Source organism: Candidatus Kryptonium sp., assembly GCA_025060635.1.
In the GTDB taxonomy this organism is placed as follows: domain Bacteria; phylum Bacteroidota; class Ignavibacteria; order Kryptoniales; family Kryptoniaceae; genus Kryptonium.
In genome coordinates, this window is the sequence record JANXBN010000001.1 from 19,242 (window position 1) to 37,819 (window position 18,578).

Annotated in this window: 21 protein-coding genes; 4 read left to right on the forward strand and 17 right to left on the reverse strand. The window is 37.0% G+C overall.

Translation table 11 applies throughout. The annotated features are described in order from the left end of the window. Positions 1–19: 19 nt before the first annotated feature. From mdh to rplU, 4 genes are read right to left on the reverse strand one after another with little or no spacing between them, the layout of a single operon-like run. A complete protein-coding gene (mdh, locus tag NZ923_00085; GenBank protein MCS7228414.1) occupies positions 20–946 on the reverse strand; it encodes a malate dehydrogenase in 927 nt (308 codons plus the stop codon). Positions 947–978: 32 nt separating this feature from the next. Continuing rightward, complete coding sequence (gene rpmA, locus NZ923_00090; protein MCS7228415.1) at positions 979–1,248, reverse strand: 50S ribosomal protein L27; 270 nt, start codon at positions 1,246–1,248, stop codon at positions 979–981. 25 nt (positions 1,249–1,273) lie between these two features. After that, positions 1,274–1,504: a gp58-like family protein gene (locus NZ923_00095; GenBank protein ID MCS7228416.1), complete on the reverse strand. Its 231-nt coding sequence runs from the start codon at positions 1,502–1,504 to the stop codon at positions 1,274–1,276. Then, a complete protein-coding gene (gene rplU, locus NZ923_00100) occupies positions 1,504–1,821 on the reverse strand; it encodes a 50S ribosomal protein L21 (GenBank protein MCS7228417.1) in 318 nt (105 codons plus the stop codon). The genes NZ923_00095 and rplU overlap by 1 nt, the downstream gene beginning before the upstream one ends. Positions 1,822–1,963: 142 nt before the next feature. Between rplU and der the strand changes: the two genes are divergently transcribed. Beyond that, positions 1,964–3,277, forward strand: coding sequence for a ribosome biogenesis GTPase Der (gene der, locus NZ923_00105; protein MCS7228418.1), 1,314 nt, complete (start codon positions 1,964–1,966; stop codon positions 3,275–3,277). A gap of 5 nt (positions 3,278–3,282) precedes the next feature. Here der and dtd read toward each other — a convergent pair whose 3' ends face one another. The 3 genes from dtd to NZ923_00120 are packed head-to-tail and all read right to left on the reverse strand — an operon-like array spanning position 3,283 to position 5,079. Further along, positions 3,283–3,735, reverse strand: a complete 453-nt coding sequence (dtd, locus tag NZ923_00110; protein ID MCS7228419.1) for a D-aminoacyl-tRNA deacylase — start codon at positions 3,733–3,735, stop codon at positions 3,283–3,285. After that, the gene (prmC, locus tag NZ923_00115; protein MCS7228420.1) at positions 3,732–4,631 is read right to left on the reverse strand and encodes a peptide chain release factor N(5)-glutamine methyltransferase; all 900 of its coding nucleotides are present in this window, start codon (positions 4,629–4,631) and stop codon (positions 3,732–3,734) included. Before prmC ends, dtd begins: the two co-directional genes overlap by 4 nt. Next, entirely contained in the window at positions 4,624–5,079 is a 456-nt protein-coding gene (locus NZ923_00120; protein ID MCS7228421.1) for a Mut7-C RNAse domain-containing protein, read from the reverse strand. Before NZ923_00120 ends, prmC begins: the two co-directional genes overlap by 8 nt. Positions 5,080–5,168: 89 nt before the next feature. Between NZ923_00120 and NZ923_00125 the strand changes: the two genes are divergently transcribed. Continuing rightward, positions 5,169–5,711 carry a 2'-5' RNA ligase family protein gene (locus NZ923_00125; protein ID MCS7228422.1) on the forward strand — a complete coding sequence of 181 codons (543 nt, stop codon included), beginning with the start codon at positions 5,169–5,171 and terminating at the stop codon, positions 5,709–5,711. A gap of 57 nt (positions 5,712–5,768) precedes the next feature. On the opposite strand, the gene NZ923_00130 is transcribed toward NZ923_00125, so the two are convergent. The 6 genes from NZ923_00130 to NZ923_00155 form a co-directional block, all read right to left on the reverse strand. Next, positions 5,769–6,209 carry a DoxX family protein gene (locus NZ923_00130; GenBank protein MCS7228423.1) on the reverse strand — a complete coding sequence of 147 codons (441 nt, stop codon included), beginning with the start codon at positions 6,207–6,209 and terminating at the stop codon, positions 5,769–5,771. A gap of 27 nt (positions 6,210–6,236) precedes the next feature. Beyond that, positions 6,237–7,085 carry a pirin family protein gene (locus NZ923_00135; protein ID MCS7228424.1) on the reverse strand — a complete coding sequence of 283 codons (849 nt, stop codon included), beginning with the start codon at positions 7,083–7,085 and terminating at the stop codon, positions 6,237–6,239. Between the two features lie 20 nt (positions 7,086–7,105). Beyond that, positions 7,106–7,375, reverse strand: coding sequence for a metalloregulator ArsR/SmtB family transcription factor (locus NZ923_00140; GenBank protein MCS7228425.1), 270 nt, complete (start codon positions 7,373–7,375; stop codon positions 7,106–7,108). 167 nt (positions 7,376–7,542) lie between these two features. After that, positions 7,543–8,079: an LPS export ABC transporter periplasmic protein LptC gene (lptC, locus tag NZ923_00145; protein MCS7228426.1), complete on the reverse strand. Its 537-nt coding sequence runs from the start codon at positions 8,077–8,079 to the stop codon at positions 7,543–7,545. Continuing rightward, entirely contained in the window at positions 8,076–9,095 is a 1,020-nt protein-coding gene (locus NZ923_00150; GenBank protein MCS7228427.1) for a KpsF/GutQ family sugar-phosphate isomerase, read from the reverse strand. The genes lptC and NZ923_00150 overlap by 4 nt, the downstream gene beginning before the upstream one ends. Positions 9,096–9,108: 13 nt before the next feature. Beyond that, the gene (locus NZ923_00155; protein ID MCS7228428.1) at positions 9,109–9,864 is read right to left on the reverse strand and encodes a hypothetical protein; all 756 of its coding nucleotides are present in this window, start codon (positions 9,862–9,864) and stop codon (positions 9,109–9,111) included. A gap of 134 nt (positions 9,865–9,998) precedes the next feature. On the opposite strand from NZ923_00155, the gene aspS reads away from it, so the two are divergent. Together aspS and NZ923_00165 are read left to right on the forward strand one after the other, a co-directional pair. Further along, the gene (aspS, locus tag NZ923_00160) at positions 9,999–11,771 is read left to right on the forward strand and encodes an aspartate--tRNA ligase (GenBank protein MCS7228429.1); all 1,773 of its coding nucleotides are present in this window, start codon (positions 9,999–10,001) and stop codon (positions 11,769–11,771) included. Next, a complete protein-coding gene (locus NZ923_00165) occupies positions 11,771–14,416 on the forward strand; it encodes a glycosyl hydrolase-related protein (protein ID MCS7228430.1) in 2,646 nt (881 codons plus the stop codon). The genes aspS and NZ923_00165 overlap by 1 nt, the downstream gene beginning before the upstream one ends. On the opposite strand, the gene NZ923_00170 is transcribed toward NZ923_00165, so the two are convergent. Genes NZ923_00170 through NZ923_00185 form a run of 4 tightly spaced genes read right to left on the reverse strand, consistent with a single transcriptional unit; the run spans position 14,409 to position 18,544 of the window. Further along, positions 14,409–16,253 carry a family 10 glycosylhydrolase gene (locus NZ923_00170; protein MCS7228431.1) on the reverse strand — a complete coding sequence of 615 codons (1,845 nt, stop codon included), beginning with the start codon at positions 16,251–16,253 and terminating at the stop codon, positions 14,409–14,411. The two genes, NZ923_00165 and NZ923_00170, sit on opposite strands and share 8 nt — an antisense overlap. Further along, complete coding sequence (gene aroB, locus NZ923_00175; GenBank protein MCS7228432.1) at positions 16,250–17,362, reverse strand: 3-dehydroquinate synthase; 1,113 nt, start codon at positions 17,360–17,362, stop codon at positions 16,250–16,252. The genes NZ923_00170 and aroB overlap by 4 nt, the downstream gene beginning before the upstream one ends. Then, positions 17,355–17,900 (reverse strand): shikimate kinase, encoded by a 546-nt coding sequence (locus NZ923_00180; protein MCS7228433.1) that lies wholly within the window; start codon positions 17,898–17,900, stop codon positions 17,355–17,357. The genes aroB and NZ923_00180 overlap by 8 nt, the downstream gene beginning before the upstream one ends. Continuing rightward, positions 17,897–18,544: a protein N-lysine methyltransferase family protein gene (locus tag NZ923_00185; protein MCS7228434.1), complete on the reverse strand. Its 648-nt coding sequence runs from the start codon at positions 18,542–18,544 to the stop codon at positions 17,897–17,899. The genes NZ923_00180 and NZ923_00185 overlap by 4 nt, the downstream gene beginning before the upstream one ends. Positions 18,545–18,578: the final 34 nt, after the last annotated feature.

An 18,578-nucleotide genomic window follows, 5' to 3' on the forward strand; every position in this document is an offset into this window, starting at 1 on the left:
TTGCCCGCTAAATTTTTTCTTAATCAAACTTAAGTGAATCAATGATCTTTTTCACTCTTGAAGCTGAAGCGTGAAGTGCCTGTTTTTCCTCATCAGTGAGCTTTAACTCAATAATTTCTTCAACTCCTTTCCTACCAAGTTTAACAGGAACACCAACAAAAACATCATTTAATTCATACTCGCCTTGGAGTAAAACTGAACACGGGAGAATTCGCTTCTTGTCTTTAACTATTGACTCAACCATTTCAACTATTGCTGCAGCTGGTGCATAATAAGCGCTTCCAGTTTTTAAATAACTTACGATTTCCGCTCCACCTTCGCGTGTTCTCTTGACAAGCTGATCAATCTTTTCCTTTGGCAACAATTCAGAAATTGGAATCCCAGCAACAGTAGTATATCTAACAAGCGGAACCATATCATCACCATGCCCACCGAGGACAAATGCGTAAACATCTTCAACTGATACATTTAATTCCATCGCTATAAATGTCCTAAACCTTGCAGTATCAAGGACACCAGCCATTCCGATCACCCTGTGCCTTTCAAAACCACTTACTTTCCATGCTGTATAAGCCATTACATCAAGTGGATTTGTAACCACTATTATAATTGCGTTTGGCGATTTCTCAATTGATTTTAATGTTGCTTCCTTAACAATTCCAAAATTTGTGTTCAAGAGATCTTCCCTGCTCATTCCAGGCTTTCTGGCAACGCCGGCAGTGATTATAACAATGTCGGAGTTAGCTGTTTCTTCATATCCATTTGTTCCAATAACTTTTACATCAACACCCATTATTGGTGTTGATTCATACATATCAAGTCCTTTGCCCTGAGGAATTCCCTCAACAATATCAACAAGCACAACTTCATTTGCAAGTTCATTATCAACAATTTTTTGTGCAGTCGTTGCACCTACATTTCCAGCTCCTACTATTGTGATTTTCATTTCAATAACCCTCCTAGTTTATTTTAAAGGTGCTAATTGCTCACACCGTCAACCGGATAAACGCTAACGATCTGCTTATCCTTTGTTAGATATTCAAATTTTACAATTCCATCAATTTTAGCAAATAGAGTATAATCTTTGCCCATCCCAACATTCAATCCAGGTTTAAATTTGGTTCCTCTCTGCCTGACAATTATATTTCCTGCTCTTACGAACTCACCACCGAATTTTTTTACACCAAGTCGTTTGGAATTACTATCTCTCCCGTTCTGTGAGGAACCTCCACCTTTTTTATGTGCCATATTAATTCACCTCCTTTTTGTTTTTTTATTTTATCAAACTTGCAACTTTTGATTCAAGTGCAGCAAGTCGCTTGAGCTCAACTTTAAGTCCATTAATTTCTGATTTTAACTCATTTTTAACTAAGTCAATCTTTTCATCAAGACGCTTGATCTCTGAATCAAATTTTGTCTTCAACTCGTTAACACTTGACTTAATCTCTTGAAGCTCCGGGACTATGAGCTCCTGAATTATTTTCTTAACATCAACTTTCGGCATTAACTCTCAAATGAAATTTTATTTATCTCAATTTGAGTGTAATTTTGACGATGTCCTTTTGTTACTTTATAGCCCTTGCGTCGTTTCTTTTTGAAAACAATTATCTTTTCTCCCTTCACATGGTCAAGGATAGTTGCCTCAACAAATGCTCCCGTTATATACGGGTTACCAACATAAGTCTTCCCTTCATCTTGGAGGAGCAAGACAGTTTCAAATTTAACCTTGCTTCCAGGTTCGGCTTCAAGTTTTTGAACGAAAATCTTATCATTCTCCTTTACCTTATACTGATGTCCTCCGATTTTTACAACAGCAAGCATCTTCTCCCTGTTTTTGTTTTGAATCAGATGTGTTTAAATTTAGCAAAACCATTATAAAAAAACAATTCAGGCATCTTTGCTTATCAAACATCTCTTTGTTAATTTTAAATAGGCTAATCAATTAAAACTGAAAATTGGGAAAATGGGAAAGAACATAGTTGCGATCGTAGGAAGACCAAATGTCGGCAAATCAACCCTTTTTAATAGGATAATCGGCGAAAGAGACGCTATTGTTGACCCTAAAAGTGGCGTTACACGGGATAGACACTACGGCACCGCCGAATGGAACGGGAAAAAATTTACCATCATAGACACAGGTGGTTATGTCCCAGATTCGGATGATATATTTGAATCAGCCATAAGAGAACAAGTACAAATCGCAATTGATGAAGCAGATGTTATTATTTTTTTAGTTGATGCGCTATCTGGCGTAACCCCGATTGATATTGAAATTGCAAAAATTTTAAGACAAACGAAGAAAAAAGTAATCCTTGCTGTAAATAAAATTGATAACGAAAAACTTGAAATTCTATCTTCCCAGTTTTATGAACTTGGTCTTGGTGACCCGTTCCCAATCTCCGCTATGCACGGTAGAAAAGTCGGTGATTTTCTTGACGAAGTTGTTAAAGATTTTGTAGAATCAAATGGGCAAGAAGAAGAAAACAAAAACCAAATAAAAGTTGCAATAGTTGGACAACCAAATGTTGGGAAATCATCCTTTGTAAATGCCGTCATAGGTGAAAATAGAATTATCGTAACTGATATCCCAGGAACAACACGCGATTCCATTGATACCGCTTTTAAATATAATGATTCCGAATTCATACTGATAGATACCGCTGGATTGAGGAAAAAAAGTAAAATTAAAGAAAGCATAGAATTTTACAGCGCCATAAGGGCTTTGAAAGCAATTGAAAGATGCGATGTCGCAGTCGTCATGCTTGATGCAACCTGTGGACTTGAAAGACAAGATCTGAGAATTATCGGGGAAGCCGCAGAACTAAAAAAAGGAATTATAATTGCCGTAAATAAATGGGATCTCGTCGAAAAAAATTCAAATACTGCCCTTGAATACGAACACGCTCTTAGAGAAAGATTAAAAGTTTTTGACTATGTCCCAATTATCTTCATTTCTGCCAAGACAAAACAAAGAATCTTCAAAGTTCTTGACCTTGCGAAAATTGTATACGAAGAAAGAAACAAAAGAATAAAAACGAGCGAACTTAACAAAGTTTTATTTCCGATTGTTAAAGAAACTCCACCACCTGCTGTTTCTGGCAAGGAAATAAAAATCAAATATGTAACGCAAGTTAAAACATCCCCTCCAGTATTTGCATTTTTTGCAAACTTTCCAGACGATATTCCAGAACATTATAAAAGATTTCTTGAAAACAAAATTCGCCAACATTTTGGATTTGTAGGTGTGCCGTTGACCATCGTCTTCAAAAAGAAATAATGATTTCATCTCTCTTTACTTTCAACCAGCAATGTCACAGGACCATCGTTTATTATCTCAACTATCATCATTGCTTTGAAAACCCCTGTTTTAACCTTTTCTTCACCAATTGCTTGCTTCAGGTATTCAACGAATTTATTATATAAAATTTCTGCTTCTTCGGCCTTTGATGCTTGTGTGAAATCTGGTCTGTTTCCATATCTTGTGTCTCCGTAAAGAGTAAACTGAGATACAACGAGCGCTTCGCCGTTTATGTCCTTGATAGATAAGTTCATCCTCCTGTTCTCATCATCAAAAATTCTCAAGTTTGCACATTTGTTCGCAAGGTATTTCGCATCTTCCTCAGTGTCCCCATTTTTAACGCCAAGCAAAATCACCATTCCTTTCCCAATTTGACTGTGAATTACTCCATCAATTGTAACGCTTCCGCGAACTACCCTTTGAACAAGCGCTCTCATGTTTTTTCAACTTTTATTTTTGCAACTCTTTCAATCCCAAGATAATCTTTAAAAACCTCAACTTGTTCATAACCCCTCTCAATAAAAATTTTTCTCACATGCTCAAACTGACCATATGCCATCTCTACAAATATAAACCCAACATCGCGAACGATCTCTCTTCCAGATTTTGCAATTCTATCATAAAAACTTAAACCATCCGCCCCATCTGTAATCGCAATTCTTGGTTCAAAAATTTTTATCTCATCTTGTAATTTTTCCACCTCATCAAGCGAAATATAAGGAGGATTTGATACAACTATGTCAAATTGACCTTTGAACTCGTAAACGAAATTTTCATCAAACAAATCAAACCGAACAAATTTTACATTATTAACTTTATTCAAATTCGCATTCTCCGTTGCTATTTCAATTGCTTCGTCGCTTACATCAATACCAACTACATCAACTCTGTCGCCGAGAAACTTCGCCAAGCTTATAGCAATGTTCCCACTCCCCGTCCCTATATCAAGTATGTTAATTTTCCCTTTGTCTTTGAAATTTTCCTTCACAGTTTCAATCACCCTTTCAACAAGAATTTCGGTTTCAGGTCTCGGTATGAAAACAGCGTTCGTAAGCTTAAACTCAAGTCCCATAAATTCAGTCTTACCAATGATGTATTGGATCGGCTCTTTTTTTAATCTCCTTTTTATCAATTCTCTTAAAATCTCAAGTTCGCCTTTGGTCAATGGCTTATCAAAATTTACATATAGATCAACCCGTTTGCATTTAAGGACATGACAAAGCAAAAGCTCAATCGTTAATCTTGCTTCATCAATTCCTTTTTGCTTAAAGTAATTTGTTCCCCAGTTTATTATGTCAATTATTCGCCAAGTTCTCGTTCCGATTTCATTCATTTTTGATTTCTTTCAAAAGTTTAAGAATTCTTGTTGTATGTGAACCATCCCAATAAATTTTCCCACACTTTGGACATTGATAAAACTCATCAAATGATTTCGCGGTTTCCTCAGGGATAAGGTTCATCACGCTTGATTTTTCAACCTCAACAATTTCGGTGTTGCAAATTGAACAGCGCGAAAACAAGTTTGTTTCCGTGTCAAGATTTAATTCCCTTACGATCTCAGTTAACTGCTCTTTAAACCTCTCTGACTTCACGATATAGAAATTTTTAGCACCAAGTTCTTCAGCAATTCTCCTGCTTCGCGTGATAAAGATCCGTCCTTCTTCATTTGCAATCTTTACAAGTTCCTTTGCCGAAAGATTTGGATCATAAATCGTGTCATATCCAATTAATCTTAACCATCTTGCAAGTTTGCCAAGCATAACATCTGCAACGAATTTCATGAATCTGAATTTTTTGTTTTTCAGGTTTAAAAATAAAAAATTAACAATGGATTTGCAACACACTGAATGAAAACTTATCTTCGGAAAAGATGCGAAAAACACACAAAACCGCCATCGTTATAATTCCACCTGAAGATGTATGGACGCCCATTCAAAAAATAAGAAAGCAATACGACAGACAATTCAGAAGATGGATGCCACATATAACTTTAATTTATCCGTTCAGACCTTTTGAAGAATTTGAGAAAGTTTACGCTGAATTTGAAGCTGTATGTAAAGAAATGCAAAGTTTTGAGATTGAGCTCGCGGAGTTTAGATTTTTTAGGCACTATGGTGAAAATTACACCTTGTGGCTTGCGCCTGAACCAAAAGATAAAATTGTAAAGTTACAGGAGAAATTGCAAAACATAGTTCCTGACTGTGATGATGTGCGAAAATTTGAAAATGGCTTTACACCTCACTTAAGCGTTGGGCAAGTTAAAGGAAGAGAGAACCTTGAAAAATTAATAAAAGAACTACAAACTGCGTGGGGAGAGCTGAAGTTTAAGGTTAATTCAATTTTCTTTATTTGGCGCAATGACCCGCCAGATGATGTTTTCAGAGTTTGGAGAGAAGTTAAATTTGGAAATTAAAATCAAGCGAAAGCCCCGACGACATAAAAAATCGGGGCTTCTTGATATTTAAAGCATCTACGAAAGTTCTTTTTTCAATATTCCAAGTTCAATTGAGATTGAGCCGGGACCGAAAACAAGAATTGCGAGCGCACAGGCAAAAAGCGCAAGGTCAAGTTCAGCACCTGTGCCTGGTTTATCCATCGGAGCAATAAGTCCAACTTTAACCTTTACGAGTAAAGTAGCAACGATCATATTAATTGCAATTAAAAGCGCAGCCCATCTTGAGAAAATTCCAAGTATCAAAACGATACCACCGACGAATTCAACCAAGGCAACGATGATAGCAAAAACCTCTGGCAAAGGAACACCGAGCCCTGACAAAAACTTAGCAAAACCCGGAATCCCAAAAACAAACAATTTCGGATAACCATGCGCTATAAAGATAACCCCAAGAATTACTCTTATAATTAACAAAGATATATCCGCCACAACTTTGTTTGAAAGTTTCGTTAACATAGAATTTCCCTCCTTTTATTTTTGTTTTTATATATCAATTGGCCTCTTTTTAACAAGCCGTCCAGTTTGATAATCCTCAATCGCCTGATAAATCTCTGCTTCCGTATTCATCACAAATGGACCCCAGCGAGCAACTGGTTCATTCAACGGCGTCGCACAACCAAGTAAAACAAACGAATTTTCAACTGCTTTAAATTTAATCGCATTACCCGAATTTAACACGGCAAGCTGATGCTGTCTTAACTCCACTCCACTTGGAAACTTTATTTTGCCAACAGAAACAAGACAAAATGAGTTCATATCCTCTTGAACCTCAAATTCAAAATCATTACCCTCATTCAATCTGATATCAAGATATAGAACAGGATAATTAGCCCAGCTTTTTTGAACTTCACCTTCAAACATTCCCGAAAGGAGATTAATCCTAACATCACCATCTCTTAGCTCAGCTGCTTTAAAATTATGATAAAACGGATCGCTCATTTTTTCTCTCGCAGGCAAATTAAGCCAGAGCTGATAACCCCATAACAATCCCTCTTTCATCAAAGGCATTTCAGAATGTATCACACCACTTCCGGCATTCATCCACTGTAATCCACCGGAAGATAATCTTCCAACGCTTCCAGTGCTATCTCTATGTTCAAAGTCGCCGTGCACCATATAGGTCAGTGTTTGGAATCCACGGTGTGGATGTGGAGGAAATCCAGCGATATAATCATTCGGATCTTCGCTCTTGAACTCATCAAGCAGAAGAAACGGATCAAGATAATTTAGATAAGCAGAGCCAATGTATCTTCTCAACCTTACACCAGCCCCATCAACAACCTCTATACTCGGAATAATTTTGCTAACCTCACGATATTTTATTGTTTTCACAAACATATTGCACCTGTTGGTTATTTTGTAAATTTTTTCAAGTATTCAGCAAATTCTTTGACCGTTTGCTTATTAACGCTAAAGTAATGATATTGTCCTTCTTTTCGGACATTAACGAGCTCGCTTTCTTGCAAAAATCTCAAGTGATGCGATATCGTCGGCTGTTTCAATCCGATCTTCTCAGTTATCTCTTTACAACTTATCTCTTTTGATCTTGCTATTAACTCAAAAATTTTACATCTTGTTTCGTCTGAAAGTGCTTTTGCTATTTTTGAAATCTTTAATTTCATCATGTGCTTCTCCAATATACTTTGTGTTTTTTACCAAACTACAATCTCGCTTCATAAAGAAGCCAGCGTGGGCAAATCCAATTTCCAAAGGTTTGATAGATATATAGACAAACATCTATATAAATATAAACAAAAAACCGCCGCAAGTCAAGATCGGAAGTTTAAGTTTACTTTTCTTCAACCTTTGCTTGCCCGCTTACCTTATAGACTACATAGTTTTTCAGATCTTGATCTGCTTCAAATCCATAACCCTGAAGCACCTCGTTTGGCGAGGTTACTTTCACGAAGGCATCTGATCTTACCTTTTTTCTATCGTTGTCCCAAAACAACTTGCTCGTTTCAACCTTCGTCCCCTCGCTTGAAACCGCAATGATATTTCCATATGCCTCAAGATTTCTCGTTCTTTCAATCACCCGCCCACTATCAGCAATAAGGTAGGAAGTATGTTTACCATTTTCATCATAAAAATCAACCCTGAAACCCTGATTCAGAATAGTTATCTCCTGGTCTTGAAAAACCATGATATGATTTGCTTTAACGATTGCTCTGACCTTGCCCGAATCGCTGAAAATTATTGTAGCATCCCACGATTCTTGAGATGGGATTTGTTGATTAGGTAAGTTAATTATTGATGGTTTTAGTTTTTCCTCGCAAGACAAAAACAAGAAAGCAAGAAACGTGATGATCAAAAATTTAATTTTCATTGCTCAACTTCGTTATCTGTTTCGGATGAACTTAATCCCGCTTTGACAAGATCATGAATGTGTATCATCCCGATTGGTTTTTTTTCATCGTCAATTACCACAAGTTGAGTGATGTTGTAAGTCTCCATCTGTTGAAGCGCTGTCACTGCAAGAGCATCTTTTTTTATCGTCTTCGGATTTTTTGTCATCACATCGCCTGCGGTTAGAGCGAAGACATTTTCCGTTCGCTGAAGCAATCTTCTTAAATCCCCATCTGTAATAATCCCGACAAGTTTCCCCTCATCATTAACAACACAAGTTGCCCCAAGTCGTTTTGATGTCATCTCAATGATCGTCTCACGCATCGGCGTTGATATGTGAACGATTGGGACTTCATTACCTGTGACCATAAGTTCTTCAACTTTTAACAGCAATCTTTTTCCAAGATTTCCACCAGGATGGAAAAGAGCGAAATTTTCCTTGGTAAAGTTTCTCTTTTCAAGAAGTGCTATAGCAAGAGCATCTCCCATAGCAAGCGTTGCGGTTGTTGAAGCAGTTGGAGCTAAATTATACGGACAAGCCTCTTCTTTGACGCTAACATTTAAAACATAGTCAGAAACACGCGCAAGTTGAGAATTGAGATTACCGACCATTGAGATAATAGGCACACCAATTCGCTTAAATATCGGAATTAAACGAAGGACCTCAACCGTGTCCCCGCTTTTTGAAATACATATCACCACATCCTCCTTTCTAACCACACCTAGATCGCCATGAATCGCATCAACAGGATGAAGGTAAAGAGCAGGTGTCCCAGTAGAATTCAAAGTTGCAACTATCTTCCTTGCTATGATTCCAGATTTACCAACGCCTGTTATTATCACCCTTCCCTGCGAATTTAAGATCAACTCAACAACTTTCGCGAAATTTTCATCAATCCTCTTCTCAAGTTCAGCAACTGCTGATGCCTCAATTTGTATAACCCTCTTTCCAATTTCAATCACATCTTTTTCAATTACGGTTTGCTCTCTTTCCATAAAACTTCAAACTTTATTTTTTGGTTTTCCTTTTCAAGAAAGAAAACAATCCTTTTTTCTCCTTAACCTCTTCATAAGCCCCAACATCAACTTTTGCGAAAATTTTGCTATAATTTATGAAGGCATTGTTTATATCTGCATCCGAAAACCTGTCTATGTTCTCAAAAATAAAGTTAACATTTAATCCACCCGTTTTATCAATAATTTCTTTCCGTTGTCTTAATAACTCGTTGAAAAAGTTCGTGACAGGAATTATGTAATTTATTCCGGAGTCAATCTCGTGCAGCCAAATTTTCTTGTCCGATGGACTTATAACAAGTATCAAGTTATGCTCGGTTCTTGAAAAAATTTTCACCTCGCGGACAGGTTTCTCAGTACATGGTGAAACATCGCCAGGATTCCAATAAGCATAGCTCCACCTTCTTATCTCAGATACATTTTCCGGAATTGTATCTCCAAGCAGGTTAACTATATCAACCTGGATTTGATTTCTATGCTCTCTATGAATTGAAATTTGAATTCTTGCTTCTCTCATTTCAATTTGACCGAGTGAAATTATGGGTGTGAAAAATGTTTCTTCATCCGGTTTATCGTTTGGTTGTCCAAGGATCAAATTATCGGGTTCAAATCTACCATAACCTATGATCATCATCTCTTTTATCATTTCGCGATAGGCTCTGTATCCGGGCTTATCTTCGGGCAACATCCAAAGTATCCAGTTCCTCTCTCGCTCTGTTAAATCTCTTGGAAATTTTCCGTTGATATTCATTGAGAGTAAAATTTTGGTTTTCAGTTAAATGTAGCAAGACATCGCAAAAAATCAAAGTTGGAGAAATTTTAAACGATTTGACAATGATGAGTGGATTTAATATATTTTTTGAAAAAACGAAAAAGCGAAAATAAATGATTTTCAAGAAGAGAACGCACACCTGCGGTGAATTGAGAGCAAGTGATGTTGGAAAGATTGTCACGCTTAATGGTTGGGTTGATAGAAGAAGAGATCTTGGGGGATTAATTTTCGTTGATTTAAGAGATCGCTACGGAAAAACGCAAATTGTTTTCTCGCCTCAACATAGCCCAGAAGCATACCAAGTTGCGAAAGAATTGAAATCTGAATATGTAATTTCTGTGACAGGTAAGGTGGAAAGAAGACCAAAAGGAGCTGAAAATCCGCACCTTCCAACGGGAGAAATTGACATACTTGCCGATGAAGTGCAAATCTTGAGCAAATCAGAAACACCTCCTTTTCTAATTGAAGACGATATAAATGTTTCCGAAGAACTACGACTAAAATACAGATACCTTGATCTAAGAAGACCTTCAATGCAGGCGAACTTAATAACGAGACATAAAATGGCTCAAATCGTAAGAAAATATTTTGACGAAAACAATTTTCTTGAGATAGAAACATCTTTTCTCGTAAAAAGCACACCCGAAGGGGCAAGAGATTTCCTCGTCCCAAGCAGAATTCATCCTGGGAAATTTTACGCTCTCCCGCAATCGCCACAACTTTACAAACAAATTTTGATGGTCGCAGGCTTTGATAGATATTTTCAAATTGTAAAATGTTTTAGGGACGAAGATTTAAGAGCAGATAGACAACCCGAGTTCACCCAAATTGATGTTGAAATGTCATTTGTCACAGAAGAAGATGTTTTTAATATCGTTGAAGGGTTAATGGTGAAATTATTCAAAGAAATTAAAGGAATTGAAATTCAAACTCCATTTCCGAGAATCCCATATTCAGAAGCAATTCAAACCTATGGAACGGATAAACCTGATTTGAGATTTGATTTAAAAATTGTCAATGTGACGGATATCTTCAGAACGACAGAGTTTAAAGTGTTCAGGGAAGCGATAGAAAACGGCGCTGTTATATGCGGTTTAAATCTTCAAGGATGTGGAAACTATTCAAGGAAACAAATTGATGAACTTTCATCTCTTGCAAAAAGTTTCGGCGCTGGCGGACTTGTGCATTTCAAAGTTGAAAACGGGGAACTTGATTCACCAATTGCAAAATATGTCTCAAGGTTTTCGCTTCAGAGATTAAAAGAAAAAATGAATTCAAAAGATGGCGACTTGATAATCCTTGTTTCCGATAAACCAGAAAAAATTTATTCAATACTTGGGAATCTTCGCCTTGAGCTTGGAAGAAGGTTAAATTTAATTGATGAACAAGATTTTAAACTTGCTTGGATAGTTGATTTCCCACTGCTTGAATGGGATGAGGAGGAAAATCGCTGGGTTTCGGTTCATCATCCATTTACTTCTCCAAAACTTGAAGATATACATCTTCTTGACATAGATCCTGGGAAAGTTCGCGCAAGAGCGTATGACCTTGTGTTAAACGGAAATGAAGTGGCCGGAGGAAGCATAAGAATTCACGACGCAGAACTTCAACAGAAAATCTTTAAACTTCTTGGCATTTCGGAAGATGAAGCTAAGAAAAAGTTTGGCTTTTTAATTGAAGCGTTTAAATACGGACCGCCACCGCATGGAGGAATCGCCTTCGGGTTTGATCGCCTCGTCATGCTTTTCACGGGTATGAAATCAATTCGCGATGTGATCGCATTCCCTAAAACAAGCAGTGCGATCTCACTTATGGATGACGCCCCATCAGAAGTTGATCCAAAACAACTTGATGAACTTCACATCCAGATAAAGAGGGAAGATTGATGAAAAAATACTTCGGAATCCTCGTAAGCCACACTCACTGGGACAGAGCTTGGTACTGGCCATTCCAATTTCTTCGGGCAAGACTGATAGAAACAATTGATCAAATTATTGATGTCCTTGAAAAAGATGACAATTTTAAATGTTTTGTTCTTGATGGCCAAACCATCATAATTGAAGATTACCTTGAGGTAAAACCGGAAAACAAAGAAAAGATAAAAAAGCTTGTCAGCACCGGGAAACTGGTCATAGGTCCGTGGTATGTCTTAATGGATGAATTCCTTGAAAGCCCCGAAGCAATGATAAGAAATCTCATGCTTGGCAGAAAAATCGCAGATGAGTTTGGACAATTAATGAATGAAGGATATATTCCAGATTCATTTGGACACATTGCAAGCCTACCTAAAATTTTATCTGGATTCGGAATTCGTTCTGTAATTTTCACTCGTGGAATGGGAAAGGAATATGAAAAACTTGGCAATGAATTTTGGTGGGAAGCAAATGACGGTAGCAAAATACTCGCAATTTATCAAAGAAATGGATATTGGAATTGCTCCTGCCTCGGATTTGAATATGAATGGGGCGACTATAGATTTGATCAACCTGACTTCAACCTTGCGCTTGAAAAAGTGAAAAAAGAATTTAATTCTTTAAAAAAAGGCGCTAAAACAAAATATATCCTTCTAAATAACGGCACAGATCATGCCCCAATTCAACCTCAAATCCCGAGGATAATTAAATTCCTAAACCAAAATCTCACAGATTTTGAAGTAACTCAAGGAAGCTTTTCGGATTTTGTTAATTCAATCCTCAAATCAAATCCAAAACTTGAAACATTTAGAGGCGAGCTAAACAAAAATTATCATCACCTCATAGTCCAAAGCGTTTACTCAACGAGAATTTACTTAAAACATCAAAATTTCATCTGCCAAAATTTGCTAGAAAAATACGCTGAACCGCTAAGCGCATTTTTATTTACTCAAACTGGCGAGGATTATTCACCGCTTATTTGGACAGCTTGGAAAACGCTTCTCAAAAATCATCCACACGACGACATCTGCGGTTGCGGAATTGACGAAATCCATATGGATATGGAGGATAGGTTCAGGCAAGTAAAACAATTAGCACAATTTATAATTGAAGAAATGGCTTGCAAAATTTCATCAATGATCAACGCTGAAGAAGGTGCGGGAATGATTTTCGTTTATAATCCGCTTAACTTTGAGCGGAAAGAATTAATAAAAGCACAAGTTTTTATTGACGATGAAAACTTGATAGATGGTTTTATTTTGAAAGACGATGCGGGAAACGAAATTTACTTCAATTTTTCATCAAAAGGCAAAGAATTTAAAATGGGGATCCTAAAAGGCGGATTTAAAAATGTTTTTGAGATTGAATTTTTAGCTGTCCTCCCACCAACTGGATATAAAATTTTTCAATTGGTACCAGCGAAAAATAAAGACAGAAAACATAGGTCTTCAAAGTTGAAAACCAACGGCAGGAAGATTGAAAATGAGTTCTTTATAGTCACAGTTAATGACGACGGGACATTAAAAATCAAAGATAAAAGAAACGGAATAACTTACAATGCCCTTAATCTGTTTGAAGACGATGAAGATGCAGGAGACGAATACACTTATTCACGCTCCGAAAAAAGTCAGAAAATTACGAGCACGAACTTCAAACCTAAAATTTCACTCGTTGAAGATACGCCTTTTAAAGCAACGATAATGATAGAATACGATTTGAAACTCCCCAAATCTTTGGATTCTGACTTCAAATCAAGAAGCAGTGAAAAAACGATTTGCAATCTTAAAACTTTTATAACTTTATATGACGGCACTGAAAGAATTGATATAAGAACTGAATTTGAAAATAACGCACGAGACCACAGATTAAGAGTTTTGTTTCCAACAGGAATTAAATCTAAAACGCACTTTGCTGATGGGCATTTTGAAATCCTTGAAAGATTAAATCCATATCTTGACACTGAAGAACTGAACAAGAATGAAAAGCCTTATACAACAAGGCATCAAAATACTTTTGTCTGTCTGCACAATGGCAAGAACGGGCTTATGATCGCAAATCGCGGTTTGCCCGAATATGAAATTTTAGAATCCACGAAAGGGGACATAATAGCATTAACACTTTTGAGATCGGTTGGTCATCTTTCAAGAAAAAGCTTGCACCGAAATCAACAAGCAGGACCACAGATTCAAACGCCAGATGCTCAATGTTTAGGTAAACATATTTTTGAATATTCAATTATCCCAATTGCTGGTGATTTCTTTAAATCAAACGCATATCTCAAAGCCTTTTCATTTGCCTATCCCCCTCTTTCAGTTTTTAAAACAGAGTCATATCCCTACAAAAAAACTTTACCGCCTGTTTTGAGTTTAATTGAAACGGATTCAAAAAGTATGATCTTAAGCTCAATTAAAATTGCCGAGGATAAGGAAGGGATAGTCGTTAGATTTTACAATGTAAGAGATGCTACCGAAAAATTTAAATTAAAAACCTATCGCAGTTTCAAAATTTACAAAGCAGATTTGAAAGAAGACAAGATCAAAGAGATAAAAAGCAATGGAGATAAAGCATCGTTAACCGCCCGGAAGGGCGAAGTCTTAACTTTGTATTTTGCTATTTAACCAAAACTATCTTTATGCTTTTGTTGAAAGTTCCAGCAACGAGCCGACAGAAATAAACTCCTGATGTCACGATTTTTCCATTGTCGTCTTTGCCATCCCAAACAACTTTATGCTTTCCTGCGCCTTTTAAACCTTCAACAAGGGTTTTTACCTCCTGACCGAGCAAATTGTAAATTTTTAAACTTACCCACGAATCAAACGGCACATCAAACTCAATAGTTGTCTCTATGTTAAACGGATTTGGATAGTTTTGATAAAGTTCAAATTTTTTGGGAATTCCCTCATCCTCAGCAACGAAAACTGGGATAGTTGCAACTTCGTTTGAAGGATCACTTTCGTTGTGAAGTTTGTCAAACGCTGTCACGACAAAATAATAAGATTTGTTCGGATCACTAACTTGGACTGAATAACTTATTCTGTTTCCGGCAACAACTGCGACAAGATTTCTTATGTCCGAAATATCAACTGGCGAGGTTTCAGATCTGTAAATTGCATAATATCTAACTGTGTCATTGTCAGACGGAGGTTCAGGATTACTCCATATAAGTTCAAAAGTTCTGTCCGAAATCCTCCTTGCAATTAAATTCAAAGGTGGGTTAGGTCTTATGTTATCAATCCAAGGCATCGGCGGGATAAAAGCATAATACCTATATCTTGAATTTCTCAAACTATCAATCAATCCTTTCAAAAGCAATGATCTATATCTGAAAAATGTATTTCCTTCAACTCCAACTGCTCTGGAAGTATCTATTTGCGCAAGTATTTCTGAAGCGGGCCAGTTTCCAGAACCGGAATCCATTCTATAAGCTGCTGAACCAGCATAAATATGACGGCCATAACTGTTATTTTTCCAATCTCTAACAAGAACATTAAACTTTGGATTAGTTGCAATGTCCCAGTAGATCTGTGGTGAATGATAATCATGTTTACCTTCCATCAGCCATCTTCTTGAATCTTGATAAATTGAACAATATGCTTGCCATCCCGTTGCAACAGGTATTCCAGTTTGGCAAGAGCCGCAATTTTGACTATAAACATAAACACCGTTTGAATCACATATATTTTTATAAATTCCGATAGGAGCTGATCCAACTTTAACCCAAGGTTTTATTCGCTTTATGCTGTCATAAGCTGCTCTGACGAACTTATTTATATTTTCCCTTCTCCAGTCATCTTTGTTTGGATATTCAGTTGCATAAGGTGCGTATGTGCTACTGTCGGGATAATCTGGATTTGGATATCTTATGAAATCAAAATGAATTCCGTCTATATCGTAATTTCGGACCAATTCCATAAGGACATTCAGCAGGTAATTTCTTACCTCTGGTTTTCCCATATCCATCCACCATTCGTTGTTCGGTCTGTAATACTTTGCATAATCAGGATGACGCAAAACCACATGAGGTGGATTTGTCGTTGGGGGAAGAGTTGAATCATCTTTAACTTTCACAACATTCCACCATGCGTGAAATTCCATTCCTCTTTTGTGAGTTTCCTCAATCGCAAATTTTAATGGATCATATCCTGGGTTACGACCAAGTGTTCCTGTTAGAGATGTTGCCCATGGTTCATATTGGCTTGGATAAATTAAATCACCACGAGCGCGGACTTGCATTACAACTATATTGAAATTTGCAGATTTTAAATTATCAAGGATCTGAATCAATTCATTTTTTTGCTGTTGAATTCCACTTGAACTTGTTGCTTTCGCAGTTGGCCAGTCAAGACCGTAAACTGTCGTAAGCCACACTGCGCGAGCTTCTCGCTTCGGATAAACTTGAGCAAAAAGGTTCGCACTTGCAAAGATGGAAAGTAAAATGATAAGTACTTTTCTCATATCGCAAATTTTTTAATTTTTGGATCAAATAAAAAATCAACTGCTTTTTCTATCTCGTCAAAAGAGACATCTTCGCAAAATCGCATCTTTCCAATCTTAACTGGCAAATACATCTTCAATCTCTGTCCAGAGAAAATCTTCTTGTCATATCCAATATGTTTCAAAATCACATCTTTTGCAAGAAGTTTTCGGGGAAAAACTACGCCCGTGTTGAAAACCACCTCGCTTATCCTTGTGAAATCACTTTCGTTTAATATACCTCTTTTCAACGCGATGAAGCTTTCGGCTATCATCCCAAGCATGACCGCTTCGCCATGCTTTAACCTTTTGTAATTCAACCCCGCCTCTATTCCGTGCCCAACCGTATGACCAAAATTTAAAATCATCCTCAATTTCCTCTCCTTCTCATCTTTTTGAACGATGGAAGATTTAACAACGATTGACTTAAAGACGATATCTTCAACGATTTTAAGATCAAGGTTTAAAATTTTCTCAAAACTTGTCTCAACGATCTCAAAAATTTTCGCATCAGCTATCACTCCATATTTCACGATCTCCCCAAAACCACAAATAAACTCACGCTTTGGCAAAGTTTTTAAAAAATTCACATCAGAAAAAACGAAGATCGGATGATAAAACGCGCCTATGAGGTTTTTTCCAAGTTTATGATTTATTCCAACTTTCCCCCCGATTGAGCTATCTACCATTGCAAGAAGTGTGGTCGGAAACTGAATCAAATTAACACCACGAAGATAAATCGCTGACGCAAATCCAGCTAAATCACCGACGACTCCGCCACCGAAAGCAACTATCGTTTCATCCCGACGCAACTTCATTTGAATTAACTGTGTTAAAACCTGAGAAAGGACACTGAAACTTTTGCTCCTTTCACCTGCCCTTACAACAACAACATCAGGACTAAATCCATTCTTTTTCAATATGCTTACGAGTTCGTCAATGTATAACTTCGCAACGATTTCATCCGTTATAATAGCAATGTGCGATTTTACCCCGTGTCTTCTGCAAATTTCCGGGAATTTACCTAAAATCTCCCTTCCGACATAAACAGGATATTTTGTGTTTTTCAAGTTTAAAACAACTTTACGCAATTTTCCCCTCAATCTTTTTTAAAATTTCCTCAACCGTTCTATCAACATCTTTGTCATCAGTTGATATGATGAAGTCAGCTTGCAAGTAGAAAGGTTCCCTTATTTTGAGAAGTGATAAAATCCTTTCAAAAAGTTTGTTTTCAGGCAAAACATCTCCATCTGGATCAAGCAAAAGTGGTCTATCGGTTTTATATTTTACCCTCTGAAGTAAAACTTCTGGTCTTGCTTTTAGATAGATTAAAATGCCCGACTCCTTGACAAGATATAGATTATCCGCAAAGGTTATCGTTCCACCGCCGAGCGCAACGACGAATTTTGAAAGCCTTAAAACCGTTTCAATTAAAATCTTTCGCTCAATGTTTCTGAAATAAATTTCTCCTTTCTCTTGAAATATATCAACTATGCTTTTGCCTTCAATGTTTTCAATTAGTTCATCAATATCAAGAAAATCATATCCGATTTTTTCCGCCAACAGCGGTCCGATCGTGCTTTTACCGCTTGCCATGAAACCGGTCAAAAAAACGAGCGACTTTTTCATAAAGCAGGTACTGATTTCTTTATTCTGTAAATTGATACGATCGCCCTTGAATCCCTGTAATCAATTTCTTTTTCCAAAACTATGTTGTACTTAAAATTTTGCTCGCTTAACATATTAAAAAATTCAGATGAAAAGATTCTGTTCGGATCCGAAAGATAACAAACCGAGTCATCACGCATTGCAATTTCCAAAAGCCGAATCAGATCCGGAAACAAGTTACGCTCATAGATTATATCTGCTCCGATTACAAAATCAAATTTTTCAGAGATGTTCGGATGACGCCAGTCAAGATAGATAAATCTTGCGTTTTCTTCGTTTCCAATGTTTCTTATGTAATTTCTCCTTGCATATTGTAAAGCTATCATCTCATAATCTGTTGCAGTGACTATGGCTTTTTTAAGACCGAGCGCAACGCTCGTAAGTCCAAGCCCACAGCCAAGATCAAGAACTTTTTTACCAGTAAATTCATCACTTTCAAGAATGAACTCGGCAAGAGCAATCGCCGAAGGCCAAACCTCAATCCAAAAAGGAATTTTGTCATTAGATGAATACCTCTCAATGACATCATCAATCGTTTTAGCGTGATCTTTAGCGTCAACAGGTGATTCAATAAAAATTTTCCTATTTGAAATTTCAAATACCAACAAAGCAGATTGCTAGCAAGCTTTTTTGAAAACT